Consider the following 24,568-nt stretch of genomic DNA (forward strand, 5'->3'; position numbering starts at 1 on the left):
GTCCTTTCGCGCGCCGCGGGGTAGTTTTATTTCCGGGATAAATGATTTTATGCCTAGAATTAACAGAAACATCCGCAGTTAACCGGCATTCAGGAGGAGTGGTCATGGCATTGCAACAACAGATTATTGAAGCCCTCAAGGTAAAACCACAGATTGACGCGCAGGAGGAGATCCGCCGCAGCGTTGACTTCCTGAAAGAATATCTTCAGGCTAACCCGGCGCTGAGAACACTGGTGCTGGGCATCAGCGGCGGCCAGGACTCCACCCTGACCGGCAAACTCAGCCAGATGGCGATCACCGAACTGCGCGAAGAGACCGGGGACGAGAGCTATGAGTTCATCGGCGTGCGCCTGCCTTACGGCAACCAGGCCGATGAGGCGGACTGCCAGGACGCCCTCGCCTTTATCCAGCCGAACCGCGTGCTGACGGTCAACATCAAGGAGTCGGTGGTGGCCAGCGAAGCGGCCCTGCGCAACGCCGGGATTGAGCTGTCGGACTTTGTGAAAGGCAATGAGAAAGCGCGTGAGCGCATGAAGGCGCAATACAGCATCGCCGGCATGACCCGCGGGCTGGTGGTGGGCACCGACCACGCCGCCGAGGCGGTCACCGGTTTCTACACCAAGTACGGCGACGGCGGCACCGACATCAACCCGATCTTCCGCCTCAACAAGCGCCAGGGCAAGGCGCTGCTGGCGGCGCTGGGCTGCCCGGAGCACCTCTACAAGAAAGTGCCGACCGCCGACCTGGAAGAGGATCGCCCCGGCCTGCCGGATGAGGTGGCGCTGGGCGTCACTTATGAGATGATTGACGATTACCTGGAAGGCAAACAGGTTGACCCGAAGGTCGCGGAGATTATCGAACGCTGGTACACCCGTACCGAGCATAAACGTCAGCTGCCGGTCACGGTCTTTGACGATTTCTGGAAAACCACATAACACCACCGGCTCTGCCCCGCCCTGTGAACGACGCGCCGCCTGCCCTGCGGCGCGTTTCTTTTGCGGGCCGGGCACCGCCGTCATGAGGATATGACATTCACACTATGCAAAAATTTTTACTGCTTCTGCTCTCTATTGTTCTGCTTGGCCCGCTGGGCATCGATCTCTACCTGCCGACTATCCCGGCGATTGCCGCCGGGCTGGGCAGCCCGCAGGCGGTGATCCAGTCCACGATTTCGCTGTTTATCTTGGTGCTGGGTGCCGGGCAGCTGGTGGCCGGGCCGCTGGTGGATAACTATGGCCGTAAGCCGGTGGCGCTGGCGGGCATTATTCTCTATTTGCTGGGGGCGGTGCTGGCGGCGCTCTCCGTCAGCCCGGCGATGTTTATCGCCTCGCGGCTGGTGCAGGGGCTGGCGGTCTGCTGCACCGCCGTGGTGGCCTTCAGCGGCATCCGCGACCGGATGAACGGGGAAGAGGCCGCCCGCGCCTTCGGCTTCCTGAACGGCACGCTGAACATCGTTCCGGCGATGGCCCCGCTGCTCGGCGGGCTGCTGGCAGAGGCCTTTGGCTGGCGCGCGCCGTTCTGGTTCCTGGCGGGCTATGCCGCCGTGGTCTTTGCGGTGATCGCCACGCTGCTGCCGGAAACCCGCCCGGCCGACACCCAGCCGGTGCGCAGCCTGCCGTTGCGGCAGTATGGCGCGATCCTGCGTGACGCCCGTTTCCGTACGTTCAGCCTGGTGAATGCCGGGGCGATGGGCATGGCGCTGACTTACGTCTCCCTCGCCCCCACGGTGCTGATGGGCACCGGCGGGCTGTCGCCGCTGCACTTCTCGCTGGCCTTCGGTGCCAACGGCTTCTGGATCCTGTTTGTCAGCTTCTTTGCCAACCGGGTGATCCACAAACTCGGCCGCCCGGTCTGCCTGGCGGTGGGCAGCGGGCTGATGCTGCTGGGCGCGCTGGGGCTGCTGGCAGGCGTGCTGCTGTTGCCGCAGGCGGTGCAGCCGCAGTGGTGGGTCTATATGCTGCCGGTAGCCGCGGCCTGTGCCGGGCTGGCGTTTATGATGGGCCCGGCCACCAGCTACGCGCTGGAGCCGTACGGCAACGAGGCCGGGGTCGCCTCGGCGCTGGTCGGTTTTGTGCAGATGGCGGGCGGCTCGGTGCTTGGGCTGGCGGCGATGGCGCTGCCGCTCTCACCCAAGCTGTCGCTGGCGGTGATGATGCTGGCAGGCTGTTTGCTGGCGCTGCGTGCGCGCCTGCTGAGCAAGCAACTGCGCGGGACGCTGACCTCCCTGGACGTTAACGCCGCGACGAAAAAAACCTCGCCCGGCAACGATCTGTAACCCCCCCCCCACCCGGCGGGTGCCGTGCTACCCCTGGTAGCGGAACGGCACCCGCGCCGTCACCGCTGTCAGCAGTTCATACCCCAATGTCCCGGCGGCCGCGGCCACCTCATCCACCGGCAGTTGCGCCCCCCACAGCTCCACCGGGGTGCCGATCTGCGCCTCCGGGCAGGGGGTGAGATCCACGGCCAGCATATCCATCGACACCCGGCCCAGCGTGCGGGTCATCACCCCGCCCACACACACCGGCGTGCCGGTAGGCGCGTGGCGCGGGTAGCCGTCGGCGTAGCCGCAGGCCACCACGCCCATGCGCTGGGCACCGCTGGCCGTGTAGGTCGCGCCATAACCCACCCGGTCCCCGGCCTGTAACTGCTGGAGGCCGATGATCTCACTGGTCAGGCTCATGCCTGCGCGCAGCCCCACGGGGGCGATGTCCTGCGCCACACCGCTCGGCGATGCGCCATACAGAATAATACCCGGCCGCACCGCCGCATGGTGGGTGTGCGGGTGCCAGAGGGTGGCGGCGGAGTTGGCGAGGCAGCGCGGCAGCGCCACCTCCGCGCCCACCTGCTCAATTACGGCAACCTGTTCGTCGACCCCTTCCGGGCCGTCCGCCACCGCAAAATGGCTCATCAGCGTCAGCGCCCCCACCTGCGGCAGCGCCGCCAGCCGTTGCCGGGCGGCGGCGATCTGCGCCGGCGGGAACCCCAGGCGGTTCATGCCGCTGTTGAGTTTCAGGTAAACATCAATCGGCGCATCCAGTCGCGCCCGGGCCAGCGCCTCAATCTGCCAGGCGCTGTGCACGGCGGTAGTGAGCCGGTAGTGGTCCAGCAGCGGCAGATCGTTGGCGTGGAAAAACCCCTCCAGCAGCAAAACCGGCCCCTGCCAGCCCGCCTCGCGCAGGGTAATCGCCTCTTCGTAGTTGAGCAGCGCATAGCCGTCCGCCTGGTCAAACGCCTGCCACATCCGGCTGAGGCCGTGGCCGTAGGCATTGGCTTTGACCACCGCCCAGAGGTGGGCCGAGGGCGCGCGGCGGCGTACCACGGAGAGGTTGTGGCGCAGGGCATCAAGGTGCACGGTGGCAGTAATCGGACGTGGCATGGCAAAGCTCCCGGTTAACAGGGCGGGTTAAGAGAAAAGAAGATCCGGCGTGCGGGGCACACCCCGCACGGCATGGCGGCGGCTCAGCTCACCGGGTGGATGCGCGCCCGGCCGGGCGGGTTGCTGGGCGCAAAGCCCTGCTGGTAGCGCGCCACCGAGAGATCCTCGCACGGGATCGCCGGAGTGACGCCGGAGATAATGTCCGCCAGCAGCTGGCCGGAGCCGCAGGCCATGGTCCAGCCGAGCGTGCCGTGGCCGGTATTGAGGTAGAGGTTTTTCAGCGGCGTTTTGCCCACCACCGGCGTGCCGTCCGGCGTCATCGGCCGCAGGCCGGTCCAGAAGGTCGCCTGCTCGACGTTGCCGCCGTGCGGGTAGAGATCTTTCACCACCATCTCCAGGGTTTCGCGCCGTGCGCGCGCCAGCCCGGTATTAAAGCCGACAATCTCTGCCATGCCGCCGACGCGGATGCGGTTATCAAACCGGGTAATAGCGATTTTGTAGGTCTCATCCAGCACCGTGGAGTATGGCGCGCCGGCCGGGTCGGTGATCGGGATGGTGAGCGAATAGCCTTTCAGCGGGTAGACCGGGATCGACACCAGCCCGTCGAGCAGCGCCGTGGAGTAGGAGCCAAAGGCCACCACATAGCTGTCGGCGGTCAGGGTTTCATTGCCGCACTGCACGCCGCGCACCGTGTTGCCCTCCACCAGCAGGCGATCCACGCTGCGGTTAAACAGGAAGGTCACCCCCGCCTGCTTCGCCATCTCCGCCAGCTGCCGGGTAAAGAGCTGGCAGTCGCCGGTTTCATCGTTCGGCAGGCGCAGGCCGCCGGTGAGTTTGTGCGCCACCGTGGCCAGTGCCGGTTCCATGCTGGCGAGCTGGGCGGACTCCAGCAACTGGTAGGGCACCCCCGCTTCCTGCAACACCGCGATATCCTTGGCGGCGTTCTCATACTGCTGGGCGGTGCGGAACAGCTGCAGCGTGCCGCCCTGCCGCCCCTCGTAGCGGATGCCGGTATCCTGGCGCAGCGCCTTGAGGCAGTCGCGGCTGTACTCCGACAGGCGCACCATGCGGCCTTTGTTGGTCTGGTAGTGGCGCATGTCGCAGTTACGCAGCATCTGCCACATCCAGCGCAGCTGGAAGCTGCTGCCGTCCAGGCGGATGGCCAGCGGCGCATGGCGCTGGAACATCCACTTCACTGCCTTGAGCGGCACGCCGGGGGCTGCCCAGGGTGCGGCATACCCAGGGGAGATCTGGCCGGCGTTCCCGGCACTGGTCTCTTCCGCCGGGCCGGGCTGGCGATCGACCACCGTGACCTCATGCCCCGCCTTCGCCAGATACCAGGCGCTGGCCACGCCTACCACGCCACTTCCTAATACCAACACTCGCATAGCGCACCCCACCTCAACGCGTTAAAAGCACAATCTTCTGTTAACGTTAAATTAACTCAACAGAAATGACCTTCCAACAATATCCGCAATAGTCGTGATAATTTTCACAATTATTTATCCTTTATCCCCCCGGCTTTTTCAATAGGCCCAATCAAATAGCGATAAGATCCCGCGGAATGCCCATTCAGGCAGGAAAATGCCTGCTTTTTGACAGCAATGACAGCATTGCATTCACGCGGTGTATCCGCCTCCCCCGCTTTCGCTTTTGCCGCAGATCGTGCTGACCTGCGCGGCGTTAATCAGCGGGAAATCCTGTTGCCGGGGCCTCTTCCCGGCGGCAGCGCCCCGGCTGCTCTCTGACGCCCCCGGTCAAGGGCGGAGAATAGGCTCCGCCCCGGCCGGCTGCGGCCTCTTGCGGTAGCTGATGCCGCCTTAACGCCCTGCTTTTGCACGGCAATCCGCCTTTTCCTTGCGGGTTTCGCGGCCGGAGGCCTGCCCGATGCATAAAGTTTGAGCTACGATTGATAGGAGGCCGGAACGATCAGGCCTGACAACAATGAGGGTGCGCTGATGACGATGACGCAAGAGCAGATTAAACAGGAACGCCTGAGTGATGGCCCGGACTGGACATTCGAGCTGTTACAGACTTATCTGGAGCAGATTGACCGGGTCGCCAAACACTACCGGCTGGATACCTATCCGCATCAGATTGAGGTAATCACCTCCGAACAGATGATGGATGCCTACTCCAGTATCGGGATGCCCATCAACTATACCCACTGGTCGTTCGGCAAAAAATTCATCGAGACCGAACAGCGCTATAAACATGGCCAACAGGGGCTGGCGTATGAGATCGTGATTAACTCCGACCCGTGCATCGCCTACCTGATGGAAGAGAACACCATGACCATGCAGGCCCTGGTGATGGCCCACGCCTGCTACGGCCACAACTCCTTCTTCAAGAACAACTACCTGTTCCGCAGCTGGACCGACGCCAGCTCCATCGTCGATTACCTGCTGTTTGCCCGCCACTACATCACGGAGTGCGAAGAGCGTTACGGCGCGGTCGAGGTGGAGAAGCTGCTCGACTCCTGCCACGCGCTGATGAACTACGGCGTGGACCGCTATAAACGGCCGCAGAAGGTGTCGTTGCAGGAGGAGCGCGCCCGGCAGAAAAGCCGCGAGGAGTACCTGCAAAGCCAGGTGAACTCGCTGTGGAAAACCCTGCCGCGCCGCGAGCGCGAGGAGATCCCGGAAGTGGCGCGCCGCTTCCCCGCGGAGCCGCAGGAGAACCTGCTCTACTTTATGGAGAAGAACGCCCCGCTGCTGGAGCCGTGGCAACGTGAGGTGCTGCGCATCGTGCGCAAGATCAGCCAGTACTTCTACCCGCAGAAACAGACGCAGGTGATGAACGAAGGCTGGGCGACCTTCTGGCACTACACCATCCTCAACCATATGTATGACGAGGGGCTGGTCACGGAACGCTTTATGCTGGAGTTCCTGCACAGCCACACCAACGTGGTCTACCAGCCGCCCTACAACAGCCCCTACTACAGCGGCATTAACCCCTATGCGCTGGGCTTCGCCATGTTCCAGGACATCAAGCGCATCTGCCAGAACCCCACCGACGAGGATCGCTACTGGTTCCCGGACATCGCCGGGTCGGACTGGCTCGACACGCTGCACTTCGCCATGCGTGACTTCAAGGATGAGAGCTTTATCAGTCAGTTCCTTTCGCCGAAAGTGATGCGTGACTTCCGTCTGTTTACTGTGCTGGATGACGACCACAACAACTTCCTGGAGATCTCGGCGATCCACAACGAAGAGGGCTACCGCGCCATCCGCCAGGAGCTGTCGGCGCAGTATAACCTCAGCAACCATGAGCCGAATATCCAGGTCTGGAACGTCGACCTGCGCGGTGACCGCTCGCTGACGCTGCGCTACATCCCGCATGAGCGCGCGCCGCTGGACAAGAGCCGCCGTGAGGTGATGAAGCATATCCACCGCCTCTGGGGGTTTGACGTCTACATGGAGCAGAAAGCCGATGACGGCAGCATTGAGCTGCTGGAACGCTGCCCGCCGCGTACCACGCCGCTGTAACGCTGTCTCATCCCTGAAACACCGGCATAAAAAAAGGCACCCTGAGGGTGCCTTTTTCCTGCGCGGGCGCATGGCCCTAGCGGCGGGTTTCGGTGGTCAGCGTGCTGGGCATGGTGCCTTGCATACTGTGCCAGATCGCTCCGCTCTCTTTACCGTAGCTGCGCACGCACTCCATCACCTGATCGTAGAGTTTGTCTTTGCTCAGCTCCGCCAGCCGCGCATAGAACGCCAGCGCCAGTTTGCGCGCGTCCGGGTTGGAGAAGTAGTAGCGGCCGACGCGCATATAGAGCCCGCGCAGCCCGTTCAGGATCAGGCCGTAAATCGGGTTGCCGGAGGCGAACGCCAGGCCGCGGAAAATGCCGTAGTCCAGCTCGCTGAAGGCGTCAGCCTGATCGTCCACCGACCCGGCCTGCGCCAGGATCTCCAGCGCCTTCTCCGGGTGCTGGCGCACTGCGGTGCGGATAAAGATTGACGCGATGTTGGTGCGCACCGCCAGCAGGTTGTCGATCAGCTGCGGGACGCTGTCATGATCCAGCCGTGCCAACGTTTCCAGGATGTTCAGCCCCGAGGTTTCCCAGAAATTGTTCACCCGGGTCGGTTTGCCGTGCTGGATGGTCAGCCAGCCATCGCGGGCCAGCCGTTGCAGGACTTCACGCAGCGTGGTGCGGGTGACGCCGATCAACTCTGATAACTCACGCTCCGCGGGCAAAATAGAGCCAGGGGGGAAGCGATTATTCCAGATACTTTCGATAATGTACTCTTCCGCGAAACCGGCAGGACTTTGCGCCTTAATAACCATGTGTTTAACGTTCCGTAGCGACGAATGTAAGCCATAAAATTCAGCTCATCATACCAGACGTCGTAAACAGGATATAGCACCAAAAGCTAACATTCCGGCAACCTGCACCCTGATTGCCCGATTTTGTGCGGCCAGGCACGGCACACACCCGCGTTTGTTTTTTTACGCCATCGGCGGTTCGCACTTTCGTCTGTCTCCCCGGCTTTTTACGCATATTTGCTTTGGGGTGGCTGGCAGCGCGGCAGAATTGGTTTACACTGCCGCTCAGGCATTTACTGCAGGGATAATCACGATATGTTGCAATTTCTTAACCAATGCTCACGCGGGCGCGGTGCCTGGTTACTGCTGGCGCTGACGGCGCTGGCCCTGGAGCTGGCGGCGCTCTATTTTCAGCATGTGATGCTGCTGAAGCCGTGCGTCATGTGCATTTATGAACGCTGCGCCCTGCTGGGCGTCTTCTTCGCCGGCGTGGTGGGCGCGCTGGCCCCGGCCACGCCGCTGCGCTATGTGGCGATCCTCGGCTGGATTTACAGCGCCTGGGAGGGCGTGCGCCTCTCCTGGGAACACACCATGATCCAGCTCCACCCCTCCCCGTTCACCACCTGCGATTTTGCCGCCCGCTTCCCAGGCTGGCTGCCGCTGGACAAATGGGTGCCGGGGATGTTTGTGGCCACCGGTGACTGCGCGGAAAAGCAGTGGGAATTCCTGTCACTCGGCATGCCGCAATGGCTGGTGGTGATTTGCGGGGCTTACCTGCTGGTGGCGCTGCTGGTGCTGCTGGCCCAGTGGTTCCCGGCGCGCAAACGTGACTTGTTTGGCCGCTGAGCGCCAAAACCCGCGGTTAACGGCACCTCAGGGGTGCCGTTTTTTTTGCCCCGGCGGCCGGCGGCCGGCGGCGCAGCACAGCCGCGGCAAGGCGGCTATTAAATCAATAGGGTAAACCGATTTACTTCACAGGCAGGACTGTGAGATTCTATGCCCAGACAGCAAAAAAACGTGATGTCTGCACCACACCAGGTAATACAAAAAGAGCAGTAACATAAAAAATGACCCGCCTATGAGCGGGTTTTTATTTTGCTTTTCCCGCCTTGCCCCCTTTCTCCTGCCTTTCCCTGTAAAACACGTGGATTTTTCCTAAAAATATTTTATTTTCAAATAGTTATTGATTTAAATATCACTTCCGTTACTATTTCGCGGTGATTATTACCCCCCTTTGATAATCACGCTATAGGAGCCTCTTGTAGCGGAGAATTTCCGGCCCGCCCTCTGGGCGGGTTTTTTTTGAGACTTCTGCCAGTTTCAATCGCCCGGCAAGCTGACTACTATCAAGGGGTGGGCGCAGATCCACTTTAATGATCGGTACTATCCCTACGCCCGCTCTCCGTTGTGGGCTTTTTTTCGCCTGCCTTTTGCAGGGCTATTGCCCTGAATACTCCGCCTTAACGTAAATTACTCTCCTTGTCTGCAAAGCTTTATAAACAAAGAGTTAACAAACAAAAATAAACACCATTCTGCCGCAAATTTTCCTCACGCTTTTGCCTGCCCGCGCCGATACCAGCCTGTCACCTGTAAGGTTGACGCCATGAACTGTACGCAGGGCGGGTGTAGAAAGGATGCGTTTGTGTCCGGAAGGCGCCGCCCCCCTGCGGGTATCCCAGAGAGCAGACGCCGTAACCGGTAAGGATATGCTCTCTTTTTTGCGCTTTACTGAAATAGGTAACACCATGGGCACTATGCCGACACCCCACACCCGCTCTGACTTTTTCGGCTCGCTGCTGTCCGCAGGGCGAAGCCGTCCGGCCAGCGGGGTCTTTGATTGCGGCGCGTTACCCGCCTCACTCAGTACACTGGGCCTGCCCAATAAGGGCGGCCTGTTAATGACCTTCACCCCGCCGGGCGCGGATTTCGCCCGCGTCAATGCCGCCTGGCAGCGGCTGGCCTCCCCCAACCGCACCGTGCTGGCGCTCTCCTCCTATGGCGCGCTGGGCAACCAGCGGCAAGGCTCGACCTATTGCGACCAGAACAGCCGCCAGGGCAGCTGGCTGTGGCTGCCGCAGAGCCTGATCGCCCGCCATGAGGTGCACGTGGTGGATCTGCACGCCCGCCCCGGCACCACCGCCCAGCAACGGGTCACCGCCATCCGCAGCGAGCTGGATCGCCTGCGCGTTTCCATGCCGCTCTCGGCTGACCGGACGTTCGCGATGGTCTACTGCGACGGCCTCTCCGCCTCAGAAGGCTTCCTGATGCAGGCCTGGTACGCCTGCGGCCGCTTCCCTTGCCTGGCAATTGGCGGCTCGGCCGGGGGCTCGCTGGAGTTTGACGGTACTTATATCGGCACCGGCGGCGCCGTGTTGCAGGGCAAAGCGGTGATTGTGTTCTGCCAGATTGCTGCGGGGAAATCGTTCGCGCCGTTCAAAAGCCAGAACTTTGAGCCGACCACCCAGAGCTGGCTGGTGGCGCAGGCTGACCCGGTGGCGCGCACCCTCACCTCGGTGTTTGATGCCCACGGCCGCCCGCAGCCGATCATGGAGGCGCTGGCCGCCCATTTGCGCTGCGCGCCCCATCAGGTCAGCGAGCGTCTCACCGGGCTGACGTTTGCCGTGAAGGTCGACAATGAATATTTCATCCGTTCTGTCGCCACCTTCCAGCCGGACCACCTCACTTTCTTCTGCGATCTGGAGTTTGGTGACCGGCTCTACCTGCTGAAAGCCACGGATTTCAAAGCCACCACCCGGCGCGACTGGCAGGCGTTTGTCTCCCAGTACGGCAAACCCTCGGCCATGTTGCTTAACGACTGCATTTTGCGGCGGGTCGGTAACACCGCCGAGCTGCCGGGCGCGCGCTTTTTCGAGGGCGTGCCGGCGGCCGGGTTCTCCAGCTTTGGTGAGATCCTCGGGGTGCCGATCAACCAGACGCTCTCGGCGCTGGTGTTCTTCGATCATCAGGTCAATGCCATGACCCGCTTCCCGATTGAGTACGCCAACTATGCCGCGCACTACACCCAGCGCGCCCTGCGCCGCTGGGAGGCGCTGCACAGCATCCAGTCGAACGTGATTGGCCGGGTGGTGGAGTATCAGCACGGGCTGGCCCCGCTGATGACCACGCTGCCGCAGCTTGAGCACGCCACCGTCAGCCAGAGCGAAACGCTGTCCCTGGCGGAGAGCAGCATCCGCGCCATCAGTGAGGCGGCGATTGAGAGCCGGGAGGCGCAAGGCCGGCTGGAGAGCGGGCTGACGGAGCTGGAACAGATCTCCGCCGGGATCACCACCATTACCGGCGGCATCAGTACCATCGCGTTCCAGACCAACCTGCTGGCCCTGAACGCCGCCGTGGAAGCGGCGCGCGCCGGTGAAGCGGGCCGCGGCTTCGCGGTGGTGGCCGGGGAGGTGCGGCGGCTGGCGCAGTCGGCCAAAGAGCAGGCGGACGCCACCCGCAAACACATCAATGAAGCGGTGGTGACCATCTCCCGCATCCGTGCCGTGGCGACCACCACGGTCACCACCACGCAGGAGATGGCTGACCAGAGTATTTCCGCCGCTGACCGGATCGCGGCCATGAGTGCCGACACCGGCCAGGAGCGCAATAACATCTCAGCCAACCTGGGGCAGCTGAAAGCGCTGGCCGACGGCATGGATGCGATGGATGATGCCGTCACCCAACTGACCCAGCTGCAAAAACTGGCCTCTGGTTGACCGCCCTTTCCGGGGTTTCCTTCCAAAACCGCCTTCGGGCGGTTTTTTTATTGCCTGCGTATGACTGCCCCGCGGCGGTTTTATCCCTGACGATTTATGTCAGCATAACTCAATGATTTTATTCTTTTTTATTGCTGGCCGCATACTCTTAACCCGGATGTTTATCAAATCATATATTCGATTGAAACCATAAATATCAGGCATATACTGCCGGTCTACCCAACAAGAGGTATTAATTATGTTAAGAGATCACCTGCAATTACAAGAAAGCGACACCCTGGAGAAGATCGATTACGTACGCCTGGCGAACCAGGGCCAGGAGGAGATCACCGTTTATCAGATCACTGACCGGCACGGCGTCATCAAAGGCAAGGTGTCGGTGTTTGACAAGCTGAATACCCGTCGCTCCTACCCGGCAGACTGCCGGATTACCCAGCATGATGCACAGGGCCGCGTGGTGGTCGATACGTTAACGGCGTCGTGGTGAAACGGGGAAAAGTGCCGAGGTAAAAAGAAAGGTCATACAGCAGGCTGAACACCCCGCCCAGCGGGCGGGGTTCGCCGGTTGGCGCAGGCGTACGTCAGTTTTGCAGTTGGTAATCCAGCGTGATCTCAGCGCTGATCAACTGGGAAACCGGGCAACCCGCTTTGGCTTTATTGATGATTTTATCAAAGGTCTCTTTTTCGATACCCGGCAGTTTTACCGTGCTGGTCAACGCCACTTTAGTGATGGCATAGCCGCCGCCGACCTTATCCAGTGACACGTCAGCCGTGGTATCAATACTTTCCGGCGTATAGCCCTCCTCGCCCAGCATCAGCGACAGCGCCATTGAGAAGCAGGCGGAATGTGCCGCGCCGATCAGCTCTTCCGGGTTGGTCCCGGCTTTGCCCTCAAACCGGGTATTAAACCCGTAGGGCTGCTGGTTCAGCGCGCCGCTCTCGGTAGAGATGTACCCCTTACCCTGTTTGATATCGCCTTCCCAGTGTGCCTGACCTTTTTTATGAATTGTCATCGTTATCCTCCGGTATATGACAGACAGTATGTGTACATCAATGATAAGTATAGTTAATTGCCCGGAGGTTACCGGCAGGAAGGCAAAAAAAGGGCCGCGGCACCCGGTTTTCCCCGCGCAGGCCGCGGCTGGCCTGCTTTCAGCCAGGCCCGTGGGAATGCAACAAGATATAACGCGCGGGCTGCAGCGGCGTTTTTTCGCGGCTGTCATCTGTTTGTCATGCGCCACGCCTATTCTGCCGCAGCGCTATGGCGCCTCGTCTAATTATAAAATGATGATAGCAACCACCTGACCGGTCTTCGCGCCGGTTTTTTTTATGCCTGCCCGCGCCGGGCGTATAAAAAAGGCCACGCAACCGCGTGGCCTGAGGGCAGTAAAAGGGTGCCGTTATACCGGCTGGTCCGGCGGCAGTGAGGTGCCGATCTGCTCCTGCTGCGCACCGGAGCCCGGGCGGGCGTTGCCCAGCACCGGCTCGTCACCCAGCAGCTCCGGCTCCTGTTTGGCCGTAAACTGGCCGCGGCCGTCATACGAAGGCCCCTGGCTCCAGCGCCCTTCCGGCAGCGGTTTGTCCAGCGAGGTGTTGAGGCAGTAGTAAGAGTGCTCGGTCGCCTCCCCGTCCGGCGGGAAGCTGTTCGGGATCGGCAGCGACGCGCCGATGCCGCCCATCTCCTCAATCACCGCCAGCCACTGCTGCTGGTGCATGGTGTCGCGCGCAATCAGGAAGGAGAGGAAATCTTTCATCCCTTTGTCTTCCGTCAGGTTGTAGAGCCGGGTTGCCAGCACCCGCCCGGTCGCCTCGGCGGTGACGTTGGCCAGCATGTCCGCCGCCACATTGCCGGACGCGTAGATATGGCTCATATCAAACGCCATACCATTGGCGTTAACCGGCATCGCTGCCAGCCCGGAAGAGAGAATATGGCGTGGGTTCATCCCGCCTAGAATCGCGTTGACCACCGGGTCCTTGGCAGAGGCCTCCTGGTAGGAGAGCGGCGCGCCTTCAAGATTTAATGCGACAGCGTAACCGAGCATCTCGATATGCGCTAACTCCTCGGTTGCTGTCGAAATCAATAAATCTTTGATTCTGGCGTCGCCGCGGGCACCCATCGCCTGGAAGAAATATTGCATCGCCACACGGATTTCGCCTTCCACCCCGCCAATCGCCTGTTGCAACAGCATGGCAAACTCAGGATCTGGTTTTTCTACACGTACCGGATATTGCAGTTTCGATGAATGATGAAACATACCCACCTCCTCTCGTTGCGTTGATGAAATGCTGCACAACAAGCATGGGAGGGGTTATGAGAAAACGCAAAAAGAAAAGAGAAAGATTCTCATTTAGTTTAGATAGGTGCCTCTATCCCCTTATTATTCAAGGAGAAGTGGAGAAGCGAGGAAATTTCCCTGCCGGGTGGTCGCCAGGTGGGCGCTTCCCCAAAACGCGGCTGAGGGGAAGAAAGGTCGTTACCGCTAATGAATCATCCGGCGGCTCATTAACGGTAACTTCATGCCTGAATAGCGTGATATTACAACACGGCATTAAACAGAATAAAGGCACCCACACCCCAGGAAATAAGCGTGGTGATCCAGAATGCGGCGCCGCTTTCCCCGGCTACCCCCTTTACCACCTGGTAAATTACCGCAGAGGAGATAAGCCAGGAGACGATGGCTGTCACTAAAAAACTTGTCATAAGCCCTCCTGATAAGTAACCAACGCATTAATAGAGTAGCAATGCTAATGCACTCAGCAATATAAAAAACATCATTATTTCACCCTATTTATCCGTGATGTTTTACAGGCAAGCTCTTTTATCTTTTATGTTATAAAAAATAGCGGCAACCGCGAGGGAATAGATGAATTAGAGTGGTGATAAATGCGTTGTAAAAAAGGATGAGACACCCTGCTTCAGGTAGAGCCGGAAGAGAAAAAACCCGCCGCAGCGGGTTATCAGACACCGGCCCAGGACACGCTTATTTTTCTTCCTTAAGATGGTCACCTCTTTTTTTCGCCGTGGTCACCATGGTGAACGGATAAACATTTGGGGTTTTAGAGAGCATATAAATCAGCGTCTCTTGATTCTCCACCATTTGTTTCAGCAATTCGATATGCTGATTAGCCCTTACCGCCGCCCGGATCAGGTAAAAGACCACGCAAAAAATGGCAGCCCATGAAAGTAAACTCAAGAACCCATTTCCACTCATAATACCCCCTGCTTATATAAGACAACCTGATGATAGCAAGTGGGTGGGCTGATGCTATTGTTGGCGCATCACAGCATCACACTTTCCCTTTATGATATTTTTTATGGCTGCCCCGCCGCGCCCGGCCAGGGTTCAGAAACGAATCTGGACACTCAATACGGTGATCACCGGCAGAATCACCCCGGCCCTCAGGCCGATATAACGGTTAACGTCATATTTGACGCCATGATAGATATAGGGTGCAAAACCCAGCCCCGTTACCTTTTGAATATCGTGATAAGCCCCGGAATCCCCGCAATGGGAGAATGTTTTCGCAAAGAACTCGCCGGCATAGAGATAGATGCCCTCAAATGTCCACTGGTTGCGCGCTGCCCACTTTTTATCCACGCCGAGCAGCACGCAGCGGTCGCCTTCGCTGTTGATCATGGTACCGGCGTAGAGGCTGTAGTCTGAGTCGCTGTCCATCCGCCGTTCAACGGCAATCAGCTTGTTTTTGAAGAACTGCTCATAGCGGTCTGCGGGCGCAAACGCGTGGTACACAAAGGAAGCAGTATGAATAGAGTAGAGATCCAGATCGTCGGCCTGGGGGGCCGATAGCGGGCAAAACACAGCGGCTATGGCGATAAGCCCGGCAAGCGTGTATTTCATTGTCACGTCTTCCTTTCCCAGCAATAACGGTATGGTGATGCTGTTCATTCCGTGCCGGTTCAAGCCCCGGCCTCTGAATTACCAGCGCTTTTTCAGAATTCATGGCTAATTTCCATCGCTTAGCCCTACCCGTAATGCGCATACGATAATAGGGTGACGTTTTCTGGTTAACAAGCGGTTAATTTTCGTTTACCGAGGCAGGCCCCATAAAAAAGACTGCCGGGGCAGCCTTTTGCATCAGGGGGTGCAGAATCGCCAGGGAAAGAGGGGAGCATGTCTCCTCTCATTAATAAGGCAGCGAGATATAGTGGCGGCCCAGCGCCGAAAGTTCGCCGTCACCCTCAAATAAGCGCTGGAAATAGGGATCGGGATTTACCCGCCCGGTGAACCAGGCATAGCGGAAGACATCTTCCCGGCGTTCGCACAGTGCCACCATTTCGCTCATCTGGGTTTTCTGTTTCTCCAGCGAGTCAATTTGCGCCCCATCCTGCTGGCTATGGGCATTCGCAAACTCCGTTACCCAGAAGGGCTTGCCAAACCGGGCGAGCAGATCAAGCTGGCCCGCCAGCCCGTAGTCGTACCAGTGGAAGCCGAGGAAGTCGATCTGCGGTGCGTTGCCCTGATTGGCCGCCGCATAGGCGGCAATAAACGCATCCATCCAGTCAGCCGGGGCCTGATAACCCGGCATGGTGCCCCAGGTAAGTTGCGGCCCAACAATACTCACGCCGGCCTGCCGGGCGATATTCTCAAATCTGGGCCAGAGTCCGGCCGCGCGTTCCGGCTCTGTGTAAGCCTGCCCACCAATAGTTGGCTCATTCAGCACCAGCATATATTTTATGCCGGGGTTCGCCTTAAAAAAGCGTAATACCGAGGCTTCATGGAAATTTTCATTCCACAGCATCGGAATATAGTCCACGCCGCGGCCGGCAGAAAGGGAATACGGCAGGCCCGCATTGGGTGCCGCTCCCCAGTTGTAATACCAGGAGATGCCGTCTGCAATTGCATCGAGGTCGTTAACCGTTGAGAGATCGTAAGCAATGCCGCGCTTAATACTTTTAGACACCATAATCTGTCTCCTCCGGAAAATAGCCCGGGGTCATCGTCGCAAGGCGCGCTGATAATCTCCCCCAGGTGCCGTGAGATTATTTTTCCGGGGCGGAGGTAACCCCTACTCTTTTTTGATCTTTAATTATCACCTTCAGGTTCCGTCTGCGCCTCTGTTATCTCATCGTTATCATTTATTCTGATTAACGCTTTTCAATAAATTGCAGAGAAAATAAAAAAGGCCGCCATAAGGCCGCCTTTACTGATAAAACCCATTAATGCGCGGAATATATCCGCGCCCATGCAGGACAGCTTAACGCGCCCAGCTCGGTTTATTCAGGATATGATCCTGCCAGTCCACCACCTCGCTTTCACGCACGGCAATATTGCGCACGGAGATGCGCTCGCCATGCATGGCGGATTTGGAGCCGGTCAGCAGCGGGTGCCACGGCAGCAGCCCCTTGCCCTCGCCCACCAGGCGGTAAGCGCAGGTCGGCGGCAGCCAGTCGAAAGTGGTGAGGTTTTCACGCGTCAGTTTGATGCAATCTTCTTCCAGGGAGAAACGCCGGTCGTAGTTGCGGCACTGGCAGGATTTAATATTGAGCTGGTTGCACGCCACATTGGTGAAATAGATCTCGTCCGTGTCTTCATCAATCAGCTTGTGCAGGCAGCACTGCCCGCAGCCGTCACACAACGATTCCCATTCGTCATCCGACATCTCAGACAAGGTTTTTTGCTGCCAAAAGGGAAGTTGGGACATATGCGATACCTGATAAGTAAAAAGACGCAGCCTGTATAGACCTTTTACCCGGCAGATGCAAGTTTTCCGCCCGGCAACCGGGCGGAGGCGGGTCACAGCACGCGGGTGGTCAGCGCCTGGCCGTTCAGGGAGATCTCCAGCGTGTCGCCGTTGCGCATCGGCCCCACCCCTTCCGGCGTGCCGGTCAGGATAATGTCACCCGGGCGCAGGGTGAAGAATTTGCTCATGTAGCTGATAAGCGGCAGGATCGGGGTGATCATATCCGCGGTGGTGCCGTCCTGGCGGGTTTCGCCGTTTACCCTGAGCGTCAGCCGTGCCTGTTGCGGGTCACCAAATTCGGCAACCGGGATAAACCCGGACACCGGGCAGGAGCCGTCAAACCCTTTGGCTTTCTCCCACGGCTGACCCGCCTTCTTGAAGTCTGCCTGCAGATCGCGCAGCGTCAGATCCAGGGCGACGCCATAACCGGCGATGGCGTTGGCAACCCGCTCCTCACCGGCCTGCTTCAGCGGCGAACCGATCAGCACCGCCAGCTCCACTTCATGATGCACCGAACCAAAATCTCCGGGGATCGACAGCGGTTGCCGCAGGTCACACAACGCGGTTTCCGGTTTGATAAACAGCACCGGCTCGGCCGAGACCTGGTTACCCATCTCCTTGATATGTTTCGCATAGTTACTGCCAACACAGACGACTTTACTGACCGGGTAGTCCAGCAGGCAACCCTGCCAGTCACGATGTTGATACATGCCCTTCTCCTGCGTGAATGCGTTCATGATGAGGCCCGCACGGCAACTGTGCGGGCTGTTGCGGATTTACCCGGCCACCCCGTCAGCCATCATGCCGATGCTGATGGCGAAGTAGTACGAGCGGTTCCAGTGCATAATGGTGCGGAAATTATCGTACACCATAAACGCCCGGCCCTGCAGGTCATCCGGTGTGATAATCCAGGCGCGGGTCGCCGCGCCCGGCAACGCTTTCGCATCCGCCGGGGTGACGCCGAGCTGCTGCCACTGCGCCACGCTTTTGGCCTGGCTGGTTTTTGTTCCGGCCAGATCGGCACTGAAGCCCGCAGGCAGACGCACCTCCTGGCCCCAGCCTTCACCCGGCTTCCACCCTTCGGTGGCCAGGTAGTTGGCGGCCGAGGCGAACACATCCGCCGGGTTAGTCCAGATGTCGATGCGGCCGTCGCCGTCGCCGTCCGCCCCGTAATTCAGGAACGAGGTCGGCATAAACTGCGACTGCCCCATCGCCCCGGCCCAGGAGCCTTTCATCTGGTCCGCTGCAATGTGCCCCTGCTGGATAATTTTCAGCGCCGCCATCAGCTCTTTGGTAAAGAAGGCCTCACGCCGCCCCTCAAAGGCCAGGGTGGCGAGGGCGGAGATCACATCCTCTTTGCCCTGGATTTTGCCGAAACTGCTCTCCATGCCCCACAGCGCCACAATATATTGCGGCTGAACGCCGTAACGCTGCGCGGCCGCATCCACCTGCGCCTGGTGGTCACGGTACTGGGTTTTGCCCTGGGCAATTTTCCAGGCAGGCAGCACGCGGGTGAGGTAATCATCCAGCGTGACCTTCTTCTCTAACTGGTTGCGGTCAGATTTGATTACCCGGTCAACAAAATGGATGTTGGCAAAGGCGCTGCTGAGGGTCGCGTCACTGATGCCCTGCGCGCGCGCCTGCTGCTTCAGCTGCTCCACATAGGCCGGGAACTCAGCCGGGTCACGCCCCTGGGCCGCCAGCGTGGTCTGCCCTGCCGGTTTGGCGGACAGCATCCCGCCGCCGGGGGCCGCTGCCTGTGCCGCAGGCGGCGCGGGCGGCGCGGCCTGGTTCTTGCCGGCGCACCCTGCCAGGGCCAGCGCGCCAATCAGCGCGGCCACCGCTCTCTGTTTCATACCGTTCATCCTTTTATATCCACCAGATCCTTCAGGATAGACCAGCGCCGGCGTGGCGGAAATGCGCGGCGCAGAATCATTCAATGCGTCACCGTTCACATTTTCCGCAGAAATTACCCTGCAACCCGCCTGTTGCGCATTATTCCGGCTTATTATCCAGAGGCTGTTTCAATAATGATTCAACCGGCGGCGGGATCTGCAAATAATAGCCCTGACTGGTCAATGCCTCGCGGACTTTATCAATATCGGCATTGGCTAATTTTTGACGATTTGCCAGATTGACGGTCATCGCAAACTGGGGTTGGCCGAAACTTTTCAGCAACTCCTCCGGCACACGGGAGAAATCGTCTCTTTTTTCGATGTAAAGATAAGTTTGGTCGCGTTTTGAACTTCTATAAATCATGCAAAGCATTTTTTTAACTCTTTTTAATGGGGGCGGTGTCTTGCCTAGATATACCGGTGACTATAACATGCTTAGCGTACATCGGAATATCGCCCCCCGGGTGCTGTTCCGGGGATTTATGTTGCTGAAACTGAGTCAGGATAGATGTCACAATCGCCCATTGAGCTAAAAGGCAGCAGTTTTACCCTGTCGGTGGTTCACTTACACCATTCGCAACCTGAGGTTATTCGTCAGGCGCTACAGGATAAAGTCGATCAGGCCCCGGCTTTCCTCAAGGACGCCCCTGTGGTCATCAACGTGGCCTCCCTGAGCGGTGAGGTTAACTGGAGAGAGATTCAACAGGCTGTTGCTTCCGCAGGCCTTCGTGTTGTCGGCATCAGCGGATGTAAAGATGAGCGGTTAAAACGCGCCATCACGCGTGCCGGGCTGCCGTTGCTGAATGAAGGCAAGGGTCAGAAAGCCACCCCGCCCCCGGCCCCCGCGGTGCCGGAGAGTGTGCCGGCGGCCAAGACGCGCATCATCAACACCCCTGTCCGTTCCGGGCAACAGATTTATGCACGTAACAGCGATCTTATCGTCACCAGCAGCGTCAGCGCCGGGGCGGAACTTATCGCTGACGGTAATATCCATGTTTATGGAATGATGCGCGGCCGTGCGCTGGCAGGTGCCTCCGGCGACGCGCAATGCCAGATTTTCTGCACGCATCTGAGTGCTGAGCTCGTGTCGATTGCCGGGCAGTACTGGCTGAGTGACCAGATCCCGCCGGAATATGCCGGCCAGGCGGCGCGCCTCAGCCTGATAGAGAACGTGTTAACCATACAACCTTTAAACTAAGCCCTTTTACAAGGAATCTTTTCATGGCACGCATTATTGTTGTTACATCGGGTAAAGGGGGCGTTGGCAAGACTACATCAAGCGCGGCCATTGCTACCGGCTTAGCCCAGAAAGGGAAAAAGACCGTTGTCATCGACTTCGACATCGGGCTGCGTAATCTTGATTTGATCATGGGGTGTGAGCGCCGCGTGGTCTACGATTTTGTCAATGTTATCCAGGGCGATGCGACCCTGAACCAGGCGCTGATCAAAGACAAGCGCACCGAACAGCTCTACATCCTGCCCGCCTCACAGACCCGTGACAAAGATGCCCTGACCCGGGAAGGCGTGGAAAAAATCCTTAACGACCTGGTGGCAATGGATTTTGAGTTCATCATCTGTGACTCCCCGGCCGGGATCGAAACCGGTGCGCTGATGGCGCTCTACTTCGCCGATGAGGCGATCATCACCACCAACCCGGAAGTCTCCTCGGTGCGCGACTCCGACCGCATTCTGGGCATCCTCTCCTCCAAATCCCGCCGTGCCGAACAGGGCCAGGGGCCGATCAAGGAGCACCTGCTGCTGACGCGCTATAACCCGGGCCGGGTTAACCGCGGTGACATGCTGAGCATGGAAGATGTGCTGGAGATCCTGCGTATTCCGCTGGTGGGCGTGATTCCGGAAGATCAGTCGGTGCTGCGCGCCTCCAACCAGGGCGAGCCGGTAATCCTCGACCAGGAATCGGACGCCGGCAAAGCCTATGATGACACCGTGGCGCGCCTGCTGGGCGAGGAGCGTCCTTTCCGTTTCGTTGAAGAAGAGAAGAAGGGCTTCCTGAAACGCCTTTTTGGGGGATAAACCATGGCATTGTTAGACTTTTTTCTGTCCCGCAAAAAATCAACAGCCAATATAGCCAAGGAACGGCTGCAAATCATCGTCGCTGAACGCCGCCGCGGGGACTCTGAGCCCCCGTATTTGCCGGATCTGAAGCGCGATATTCTGGCGGTGATTTGCAAATATATCCAAATCGACCCCGAGATGCTTCACGTGCAGTTTGAACAGAAAGGGGACGATATTTCAGTTCTGGAACTTAACGTAACCTTACCGGATACAGAAGAACCGCCGAAATGATCGTCTCGGGTTAATCTCCCCCTGTGTCGGCACAGGGGGGATTGTTTTCTCCGTTACGCGTTTTTTATCACTGTACAGGCATCCAGTTAATAACGCGATAACGTTACAGCTTCCCTTAATAATGCGGCGGCACCCATTAAGACTTATCCCAAATACGCTGGCATCCTGCTGCGTTATTCTTAACTTTGCCGCCCATCTTTATTACGCCCTATTATCTTCCCGATCTTTTTTCAGCGGCCAAAACGTTTCCTTACCTTTCAGCCGGCTTATTATCAGAATTCGTTTAATACTGCGGTTAATTTTTCAGCCAATAAGGTGCCGCGCCAGCCGGACATTAATTCAGGCTGGTTATCGCCCTGCTTTAATCCCCAATGCCAATTCAGCAACTGGTTAATTTGCCGGCGCGAGGCGATCAGCTCAACGCTCAGGCCGCTGCTTTCACTGACTTCCTGAATCACCGCTTTCAGCTCTTTAAAGGCGCGCTTATAGCCCGGCTGGTCAATCAGGTTGGCGACCGGCGGCGGCAGCGCCTCTTCCGGCACGGCATTGCCCTCTTCTACCAGCGCCAGCAGCGTCCGGCCGTGGTAGCGGATCTCCGGGCCGCTCAGCCCCAGGGTGTCCAGCTCTGCCAGTGAGGTCGGCTGGTAACGCGCCACCTGCCACAGGTTCTCTTCCCGCACCACAAAGTTCACCGCCAGGTCACGCTGGCGTGCCTGTTGCAGCCGCCAGGCGGCCAGTTTTTGCAGGCAGGCGAGCTGGCGGGTGCGTAGTTGCCAGGCGTTGCCGATCTCACGGTAAGCCAGTTCCGGGGCCAGCACGTCGCTGCGGCGGCGGCAGAGTGCACGGCACTCATCCAGCGCCGCCTCCAGCCAGCCGGCTTCTTGCGCCTCCTGCTCCAGGCGAAGCGCCATCGGCAGCAGGTAGAACACATCCGCTGCCGCGTAATCACACTGGCGGCTGCTGAGCGGGCGCGCCAGCCAGTCGGTGCGTGATTCGCTCTTGTCCAGCTCCACCTCCATGTACTCTGCCACCAGCTTGGCAAAGCCGCAGGAGAGCGGGCGCCCGGTAAAGGCTGCCAGGATCTGGGTGTCAATCATTGGCGTCGGCAGTGCGTTGAAGGCGTTCAGGAACACCTCCAGATCTTCACTGCCGGCGTGCAGGAACTTGATCACCTGGTCATCCAGCAGCAGGTCGCGGAAGGGTTGCCACTCGGTAATGGTCAGCGGGTCAATCAGGGAGAGCCGCTCGCCGTCGAACAGCTGGATCAGCCCCAGTTGCGGGTAGTAAGTGCGGGTACGGACAAACTCTGTGTCCAGGGCGATGCGCGAATGCTGACGGGCGTGAAGGCACACTTCTTCCAGCTCAGGATTGGTGGTGATCAACTGATAATTCAAAACGTCACTCTCTTACGGCTAAAGGATGATACGTGACAACGCCGGCACAGGCCGGCGTTGTAAGATGGATGGCAAGCCCGGTCAGGCAGCGGCATCCTGCCGGGCTTTCAGATGTTCGTCGCGCAGGGCGCGACGCAGGATCTTGCCGACATTCGATTTCGGCAGCTCGTCACGGAACTCAATAATTCTCGGCACTTTATAGCCGGTCAGGTGGCGGCGGCAGTGGGCCTGCAGCTCCTCCTGCGTCAGGGACGGGTCTTTGCGGACCACACAGACTTTGACCGCTTCCCCCGAGGATTCGCTGGGCACGCCGATGGCCGCGGCCTCCAGCACTTTCGGGTGCTGCATCAGCACCTCTTCAATCTCATTCGGGTAAACATTAAACCCGGAAACCAGGATCATATCTTTTTTGCGATCCACAATCCGCAAAAAGCCCTGCTCGTCCACTGTAACGATATCGCCGGTCGAGAGCCAGCCCTCTTTCAGCACCTCCTCTGTGGCATCCGGCCGTTGCCAGTAGCCGGGCATCACCTGCGGCCCGCGGATCAGCAGTTCGCCCGGCTCGCCGGGGGGGACGTCGCGCCCCTGGTCATCCACCAGCCGGATATCGGTCGAGGGCACCGGCAGGCCGATGCTGCCGGTATAGTGTTGCGTATCATAGGGGTTACCGGTCACCAGCGGGGCGCACTCTGTCAGGCCGTAGCCCTCCAGCAGGTGCTTGCCGGTGAGCTGCTCCCACTTCTCCGCCACCGCCCGCTGCACCGCCATGCCGCCGCCCACTGAAAGGCGCAGGGTGGAAAAGTCCAGCGTGCGGAATTCCGCATTGTTGAGCAGCGCGTTATAAAGCGTATTGACGCCGGTCAGCGCGGTAAACGGGTATTTCGCCAGCTCTTTGACCAGCCCGCCGATGTCGCGCGGGTTGGTGATCAGCAGGTTGCTGCCGCCCAGTTCAATAAACAGCAAGCAGTTCACCGTCAGGGCAAAAATATGGTAAAGCGGCAGCGCCGTTACCACCAGTTCATGCCCGGCGCGCAGCAGCGGCGAATAGGCGGCTTTGGTCTGCTCCAGGTTGGCCTGCATATTGCGGTGGGTCAGCATCGCCCCTTTCGCCACCCCGGTGGTGCCGCCGGTATATTGCAGGAACGCCAGATCGTCGTTGGTGATGTCCGGTTTGATGTAGGTGAGGCCACGGCCGCGTTGCAGGGCGGTACGGAAAGAGACGGCATCCGGCAGGTGGTATTTCGGCACCAGCCGCTTGATATATTTCACCACGAAGTTGACCAGCGTGCCTTTGGCGGCCGAGAGCTGGTCGCCCAGCCGGGTGAGGATCACATGGCGCACCTGGGTGTTGTAGACCACTTTTTCCAGCGTGTGGGCAAAGTTGGAAACGATCACGATGGCACTGGCACCGCTGTCATTGAGCTGGTGCTCCAGCTCGCGCGGCGTATAGAGCGGGTTGACGTTGACCACCACCATCCCGGCCCGCAGCACACCAAACAGGGCGATGGGGTATTGCAGCAGGTTGGGCATCATCAGGGCGACGCGGTCACCCTTTTTCAGTTTCAGCTCATGTTGCAGGTACGCCGCAAAGGCCCGGCTGCGCTCCTCAAGTTTGCGGAAGGTCATCACCTCCCCCATATTGATAAATGCCGGCTGGTCGGCGTAGCGCAACGCCGCGTTTTCGAACATCTCAATCAATGAACCATAGCGATCCGGGTCAATCTCGGCCGGAACGTCAGAGGGATACCGTGTTAGCCAAACCTTTTCCAAGGTATTACTCCTGAATCATTATTTGTCGTCATGTTTGCCGATCTGAATCGTCGGTTTAACAATATTTTAACTCAGCTTACCAGTTAGTTTTTAAACAATTTCCAGGTTGCGAACCGGGTCACTAATTTGCTGAGGCCCCGACGG

24 protein-coding genes are annotated in these 24,568 nt (G+C 59.0%); 9 read left to right on the forward strand and 15 right to left on the reverse strand.

Annotation, left to right across the window (positions count from 1 at the left end; translation table 11 throughout):
- Positions 1-104 precede the first annotated feature (104 nt).
- Entirely contained in the window at positions 105-935 is an 831-nt protein-coding gene (nadE, locus tag CYR32_RS02480) for an ammonia-dependent NAD(+) synthetase (protein WP_101822225.1), read from the forward strand.
- A gap of 104 nt (positions 936-1,039) precedes the next feature.
- A complete protein-coding gene (locus CYR32_RS02485; RefSeq protein ID WP_101822227.1) occupies positions 1,040-2,275 on the forward strand; it encodes a multidrug effflux MFS transporter in 1,236 nt (411 codons plus the stop codon).
- A gap of 27 nt (positions 2,276-2,302) precedes the next feature.
- Here the strand turns inward: CYR32_RS02485 and dadX are convergent, their stop codons facing one another.
- Positions 2,303-3,376: a catabolic alanine racemase DadX gene (gene dadX / locus CYR32_RS02490; protein WP_101822229.1), complete on the reverse strand. Its 1,074-nt coding sequence runs from the start codon at positions 3,374-3,376 to the stop codon at positions 2,303-2,305.
- An 83-nt stretch (positions 3,377-3,459) separates the two neighbouring features.
- Positions 3,460-4,764, reverse strand: coding sequence for a D-amino acid dehydrogenase (locus CYR32_RS02495; protein WP_101822232.1), 1,305 nt, complete (start codon positions 4,762-4,764; stop codon positions 3,460-3,462).
- 570 nt (positions 4,765-5,334) lie between these two features.
- Here CYR32_RS02495 and CYR32_RS02500 point away from each other — a divergent pair.
- Positions 5,335-6,864, forward strand: coding sequence for a SpoVR family protein (locus CYR32_RS02500; RefSeq protein WP_146000660.1), 1,530 nt, complete (start codon positions 5,335-5,337; stop codon positions 6,862-6,864).
- Positions 6,865-6,940: 76 nt separating this feature from the next.
- Here CYR32_RS02500 and fadR read toward each other — a convergent pair whose 3' ends face one another.
- Positions 6,941-7,663: a fatty acid metabolism transcriptional regulator FadR gene (gene fadR / locus CYR32_RS02505; protein WP_101822236.1), complete on the reverse strand. Its 723-nt coding sequence runs from the start codon at positions 7,661-7,663 to the stop codon at positions 6,941-6,943.
- 294 nt (positions 7,664-7,957) lie between these two features.
- Here fadR and dsbB point away from each other — a divergent pair, with 294 nt between their 5' ends.
- From dsbB to CYR32_RS02520, 3 genes are all read left to right on the forward strand, one after another.
- Entirely contained in the window at positions 7,958-8,488 is a 531-nt protein-coding gene (dsbB, locus tag CYR32_RS02510; RefSeq protein ID WP_101822238.1) for a disulfide bond formation protein DsbB, read from the forward strand.
- 908 nt (positions 8,489-9,396) lie between these two features.
- On the forward strand, positions 9,397-11,355 hold the full coding sequence (locus CYR32_RS02515; RefSeq protein WP_101822944.1) for a methyl-accepting chemotaxis protein: 1,959 nt from the start codon (positions 9,397-9,399) through the stop codon (positions 11,353-11,355).
- Positions 11,356-11,593: 238 nt separating this feature from the next.
- Positions 11,594-11,842, forward strand: coding sequence for a hypothetical protein (locus tag CYR32_RS02520; RefSeq protein ID WP_101822240.1), 249 nt, complete (start codon positions 11,594-11,596; stop codon positions 11,840-11,842).
- 94 nt (positions 11,843-11,936) lie between these two features.
- Here the strand turns inward: CYR32_RS02520 and CYR32_RS02525 are convergent, their stop codons facing one another.
- From CYR32_RS02525 to CYR32_RS02565, 10 genes are all read right to left on the reverse strand, one after another.
- Positions 11,937-12,368, reverse strand: a complete 432-nt coding sequence (locus CYR32_RS02525; protein WP_101816643.1) for an OsmC family protein — start codon at positions 12,366-12,368, stop codon at positions 11,937-11,939.
- A gap of 387 nt (positions 12,369-12,755) precedes the next feature.
- Positions 12,756-13,610: a manganese catalase family protein gene (locus CYR32_RS02530; RefSeq protein WP_101822242.1), complete on the reverse strand. Its 855-nt coding sequence runs from the start codon at positions 13,608-13,610 to the stop codon at positions 12,756-12,758.
- Between the two features lie 281 nt (positions 13,611-13,891).
- Complete coding sequence (locus CYR32_RS21625) at positions 13,892-14,056, reverse strand: hypothetical protein (protein WP_165698168.1); 165 nt, start codon at positions 14,054-14,056, stop codon at positions 13,892-13,894.
- Positions 14,057-14,336: 280 nt separating this feature from the next.
- On the reverse strand, positions 14,337-14,567 hold the full coding sequence (locus CYR32_RS02535; protein ID WP_101822244.1) for a YebO family protein: 231 nt from the start codon (positions 14,565-14,567) through the stop codon (positions 14,337-14,339).
- Positions 14,568-14,699: 132 nt separating this feature from the next.
- Complete coding sequence (locus CYR32_RS02540; protein ID WP_241523737.1) at positions 14,700-15,215, reverse strand: hypothetical protein; 516 nt, start codon at positions 15,213-15,215, stop codon at positions 14,700-14,702.
- A 286-nt stretch (positions 15,216-15,501) separates the two neighbouring features.
- Positions 15,502-16,281, reverse strand: coding sequence for a glycosyl hydrolase (locus tag CYR32_RS02545; RefSeq protein WP_101822248.1), 780 nt, complete (start codon positions 16,279-16,281; stop codon positions 15,502-15,504).
- A 291-nt stretch (positions 16,282-16,572) separates the two neighbouring features.
- The gene (locus tag CYR32_RS02550) at positions 16,573-17,019 is read right to left on the reverse strand and encodes a YcgN family cysteine cluster protein (protein WP_101822250.1); all 447 of its coding nucleotides are present in this window, start codon (positions 17,017-17,019) and stop codon (positions 16,573-16,575) included.
- A 92-nt stretch (positions 17,020-17,111) separates the two neighbouring features.
- Entirely contained in the window at positions 17,112-17,768 is a 657-nt protein-coding gene (locus CYR32_RS02555; RefSeq protein ID WP_101822253.1) for a fumarylacetoacetate hydrolase family protein, read from the reverse strand.
- A gap of 66 nt (positions 17,769-17,834) precedes the next feature.
- Entirely contained in the window at positions 17,835-18,914 is a 1,080-nt protein-coding gene (locus CYR32_RS02560; protein WP_101822255.1) for a lytic murein transglycosylase, read from the reverse strand.
- Positions 18,915-19,053: 139 nt separating this feature from the next.
- Entirely contained in the window at positions 19,054-19,326 is a 273-nt protein-coding gene (locus CYR32_RS02565) for a YcgL domain-containing protein (protein ID WP_101822258.1), read from the reverse strand.
- A gap of 135 nt (positions 19,327-19,461) precedes the next feature.
- Between CYR32_RS02565 and minC the strand changes: the two genes are divergently transcribed.
- Genes minC through minE form a run of 3 tightly spaced genes read left to right on the forward strand, consistent with a single transcriptional unit; the run spans position 19,462 to position 21,260 of the window.
- Positions 19,462-20,151 carry a septum site-determining protein MinC gene (gene minC / locus CYR32_RS02570; protein WP_101822260.1) on the forward strand — a complete coding sequence of 230 codons (690 nt, stop codon included), beginning with the start codon at positions 19,462-19,464 and terminating at the stop codon, positions 20,149-20,151.
- A gap of 23 nt (positions 20,152-20,174) precedes the next feature.
- Complete coding sequence (minD, locus tag CYR32_RS02575) at positions 20,175-20,987, forward strand: septum site-determining protein MinD (protein ID WP_072930027.1); 813 nt, start codon at positions 20,175-20,177, stop codon at positions 20,985-20,987.
- Between the two features lie 3 nt (positions 20,988-20,990).
- Positions 20,991-21,260 (forward strand): cell division topological specificity factor MinE, encoded by a 270-nt coding sequence (minE, locus tag CYR32_RS02580; protein ID WP_072930029.1) that lies wholly within the window; start codon positions 20,991-20,993, stop codon positions 21,258-21,260.
- A 272-nt stretch (positions 21,261-21,532) separates the two neighbouring features.
- Here the strand turns inward: minE and rnd are convergent, their stop codons facing one another.
- Together rnd and fadD are read right to left on the reverse strand one after the other, a co-directional pair.
- Positions 21,533-22,654 carry a ribonuclease D gene (rnd, locus tag CYR32_RS02585; protein ID WP_101822262.1) on the reverse strand — a complete coding sequence of 374 codons (1,122 nt, stop codon included), beginning with the start codon at positions 22,652-22,654 and terminating at the stop codon, positions 21,533-21,535.
- An 81-nt stretch (positions 22,655-22,735) separates the two neighbouring features.
- A complete protein-coding gene (gene fadD / locus CYR32_RS02590) occupies positions 22,736-24,424 on the reverse strand; it encodes a long-chain-fatty-acid--CoA ligase FadD (protein ID WP_101822264.1) in 1,689 nt (562 codons plus the stop codon).
- Between the last annotated feature and the right edge of the window lie 144 nt (positions 24,425-24,568).

It is taken from the genome of Chimaeribacter coloradensis, from assembly GCF_002858715.1.
GTDB lineage: Bacteria > Pseudomonadota > Gammaproteobacteria > Enterobacterales > Enterobacteriaceae > Chimaeribacter > Chimaeribacter coloradensis.

Coding starts and splice junctions, on each gene's coding strand:
- nadE (WP_101822225.1), top strand. CDS start 105: ATGGCATTGCAACAACAGATTATTGAAGCCCTCAAGGTAAAACCACAG.
- CYR32_RS02530 (WP_101822242.1), bottom strand. CDS start 13,610: ATGTTTCATCATTCATCGAAACTGCAATATCCGGTACGTGTAGAAAAA.
- CYR32_RS02560 (WP_101822255.1), bottom strand. CDS start 18,914: ATGAAACAGAGAGCGGTGGCCGCGCTGATTGGCGCGCTGGCCCTGGCA.
- CYR32_RS02500 (WP_146000660.1), top strand. CDS start 5,335: ATGACGATGACGCAAGAGCAGATTAAACAGGAACGCCTGAGTGATGGC.
- minC (WP_101822260.1), top strand. CDS start 19,462: ATGTCACAATCGCCCATTGAGCTAAAAGGCAGCAGTTTTACCCTGTCG.
- fadR (WP_101822236.1), bottom strand. CDS start 7,663: ATGGTTATTAAGGCGCAAAGTCCTGCCGGTTTCGCGGAAGAGTACATT.
- CYR32_RS02555 (WP_101822253.1), bottom strand. CDS start 17,768: ATGTATCAACATCGTGACTGGCAGGGTTGCCTGCTGGACTACCCGGTC.
- minE (WP_072930029.1), top strand. CDS start 20,991: ATGGCATTGTTAGACTTTTTTCTGTCCCGCAAAAAATCAACAGCCAAT.
- dsbB (WP_101822238.1), top strand. CDS start 7,958: ATGTTGCAATTTCTTAACCAATGCTCACGCGGGCGCGGTGCCTGGTTA.
- CYR32_RS02550 (WP_101822250.1), bottom strand. CDS start 17,019: ATGTCCCAACTTCCCTTTTGGCAGCAAAAAACCTTGTCTGAGATGTCG.
- CYR32_RS02495 (WP_101822232.1), bottom strand. CDS start 4,764: ATGCGAGTGTTGGTATTAGGAAGTGGCGTGGTAGGCGTGGCCAGCGCC.
- CYR32_RS02545 (WP_101822248.1), bottom strand. CDS start 16,281: ATGGTGTCTAAAAGTATTAAGCGCGGCATTGCTTACGATCTCTCAACG.
- CYR32_RS02535 (WP_101822244.1), bottom strand. CDS start 14,567: ATGAGTGGAAATGGGTTCTTGAGTTTACTTTCATGGGCTGCCATTTTT.
- dadX (WP_101822229.1), bottom strand. CDS start 3,376: ATGCCACGTCCGATTACTGCCACCGTGCACCTTGATGCCCTGCGCCAC.
- CYR32_RS02515 (WP_101822944.1), top strand. CDS start 9,397: ATGCCGACACCCCACACCCGCTCTGACTTTTTCGGCTCGCTGCTGTCC.
- CYR32_RS02520 (WP_101822240.1), top strand. CDS start 11,594: ATGTTAAGAGATCACCTGCAATTACAAGAAAGCGACACCCTGGAGAAG.
- CYR32_RS02525 (WP_101816643.1), bottom strand. CDS start 12,368: ATGACAATTCATAAAAAAGGTCAGGCACACTGGGAAGGCGATATCAAA.
- CYR32_RS21625 (WP_165698168.1), bottom strand. CDS start 14,056: ATGACAAGTTTTTTAGTGACAGCCATCGTCTCCTGGCTTATCTCCTCT.
- CYR32_RS02540 (WP_241523737.1), bottom strand. CDS start 15,215: ATGAAATACACGCTTGCCGGGCTTATCGCCATAGCCGCTGTGTTTTGC.
- CYR32_RS02565 (WP_101822258.1), bottom strand. CDS start 19,326: ATGCTTTGCATGATTTATAGAAGTTCAAAACGCGACCAAACTTATCTT.
- CYR32_RS02485 (WP_101822227.1), top strand. CDS start 1,040: ATGCAAAAATTTTTACTGCTTCTGCTCTCTATTGTTCTGCTTGGCCCG.
- minD (WP_072930027.1), top strand. CDS start 20,175: ATGGCACGCATTATTGTTGTTACATCGGGTAAAGGGGGCGTTGGCAAG.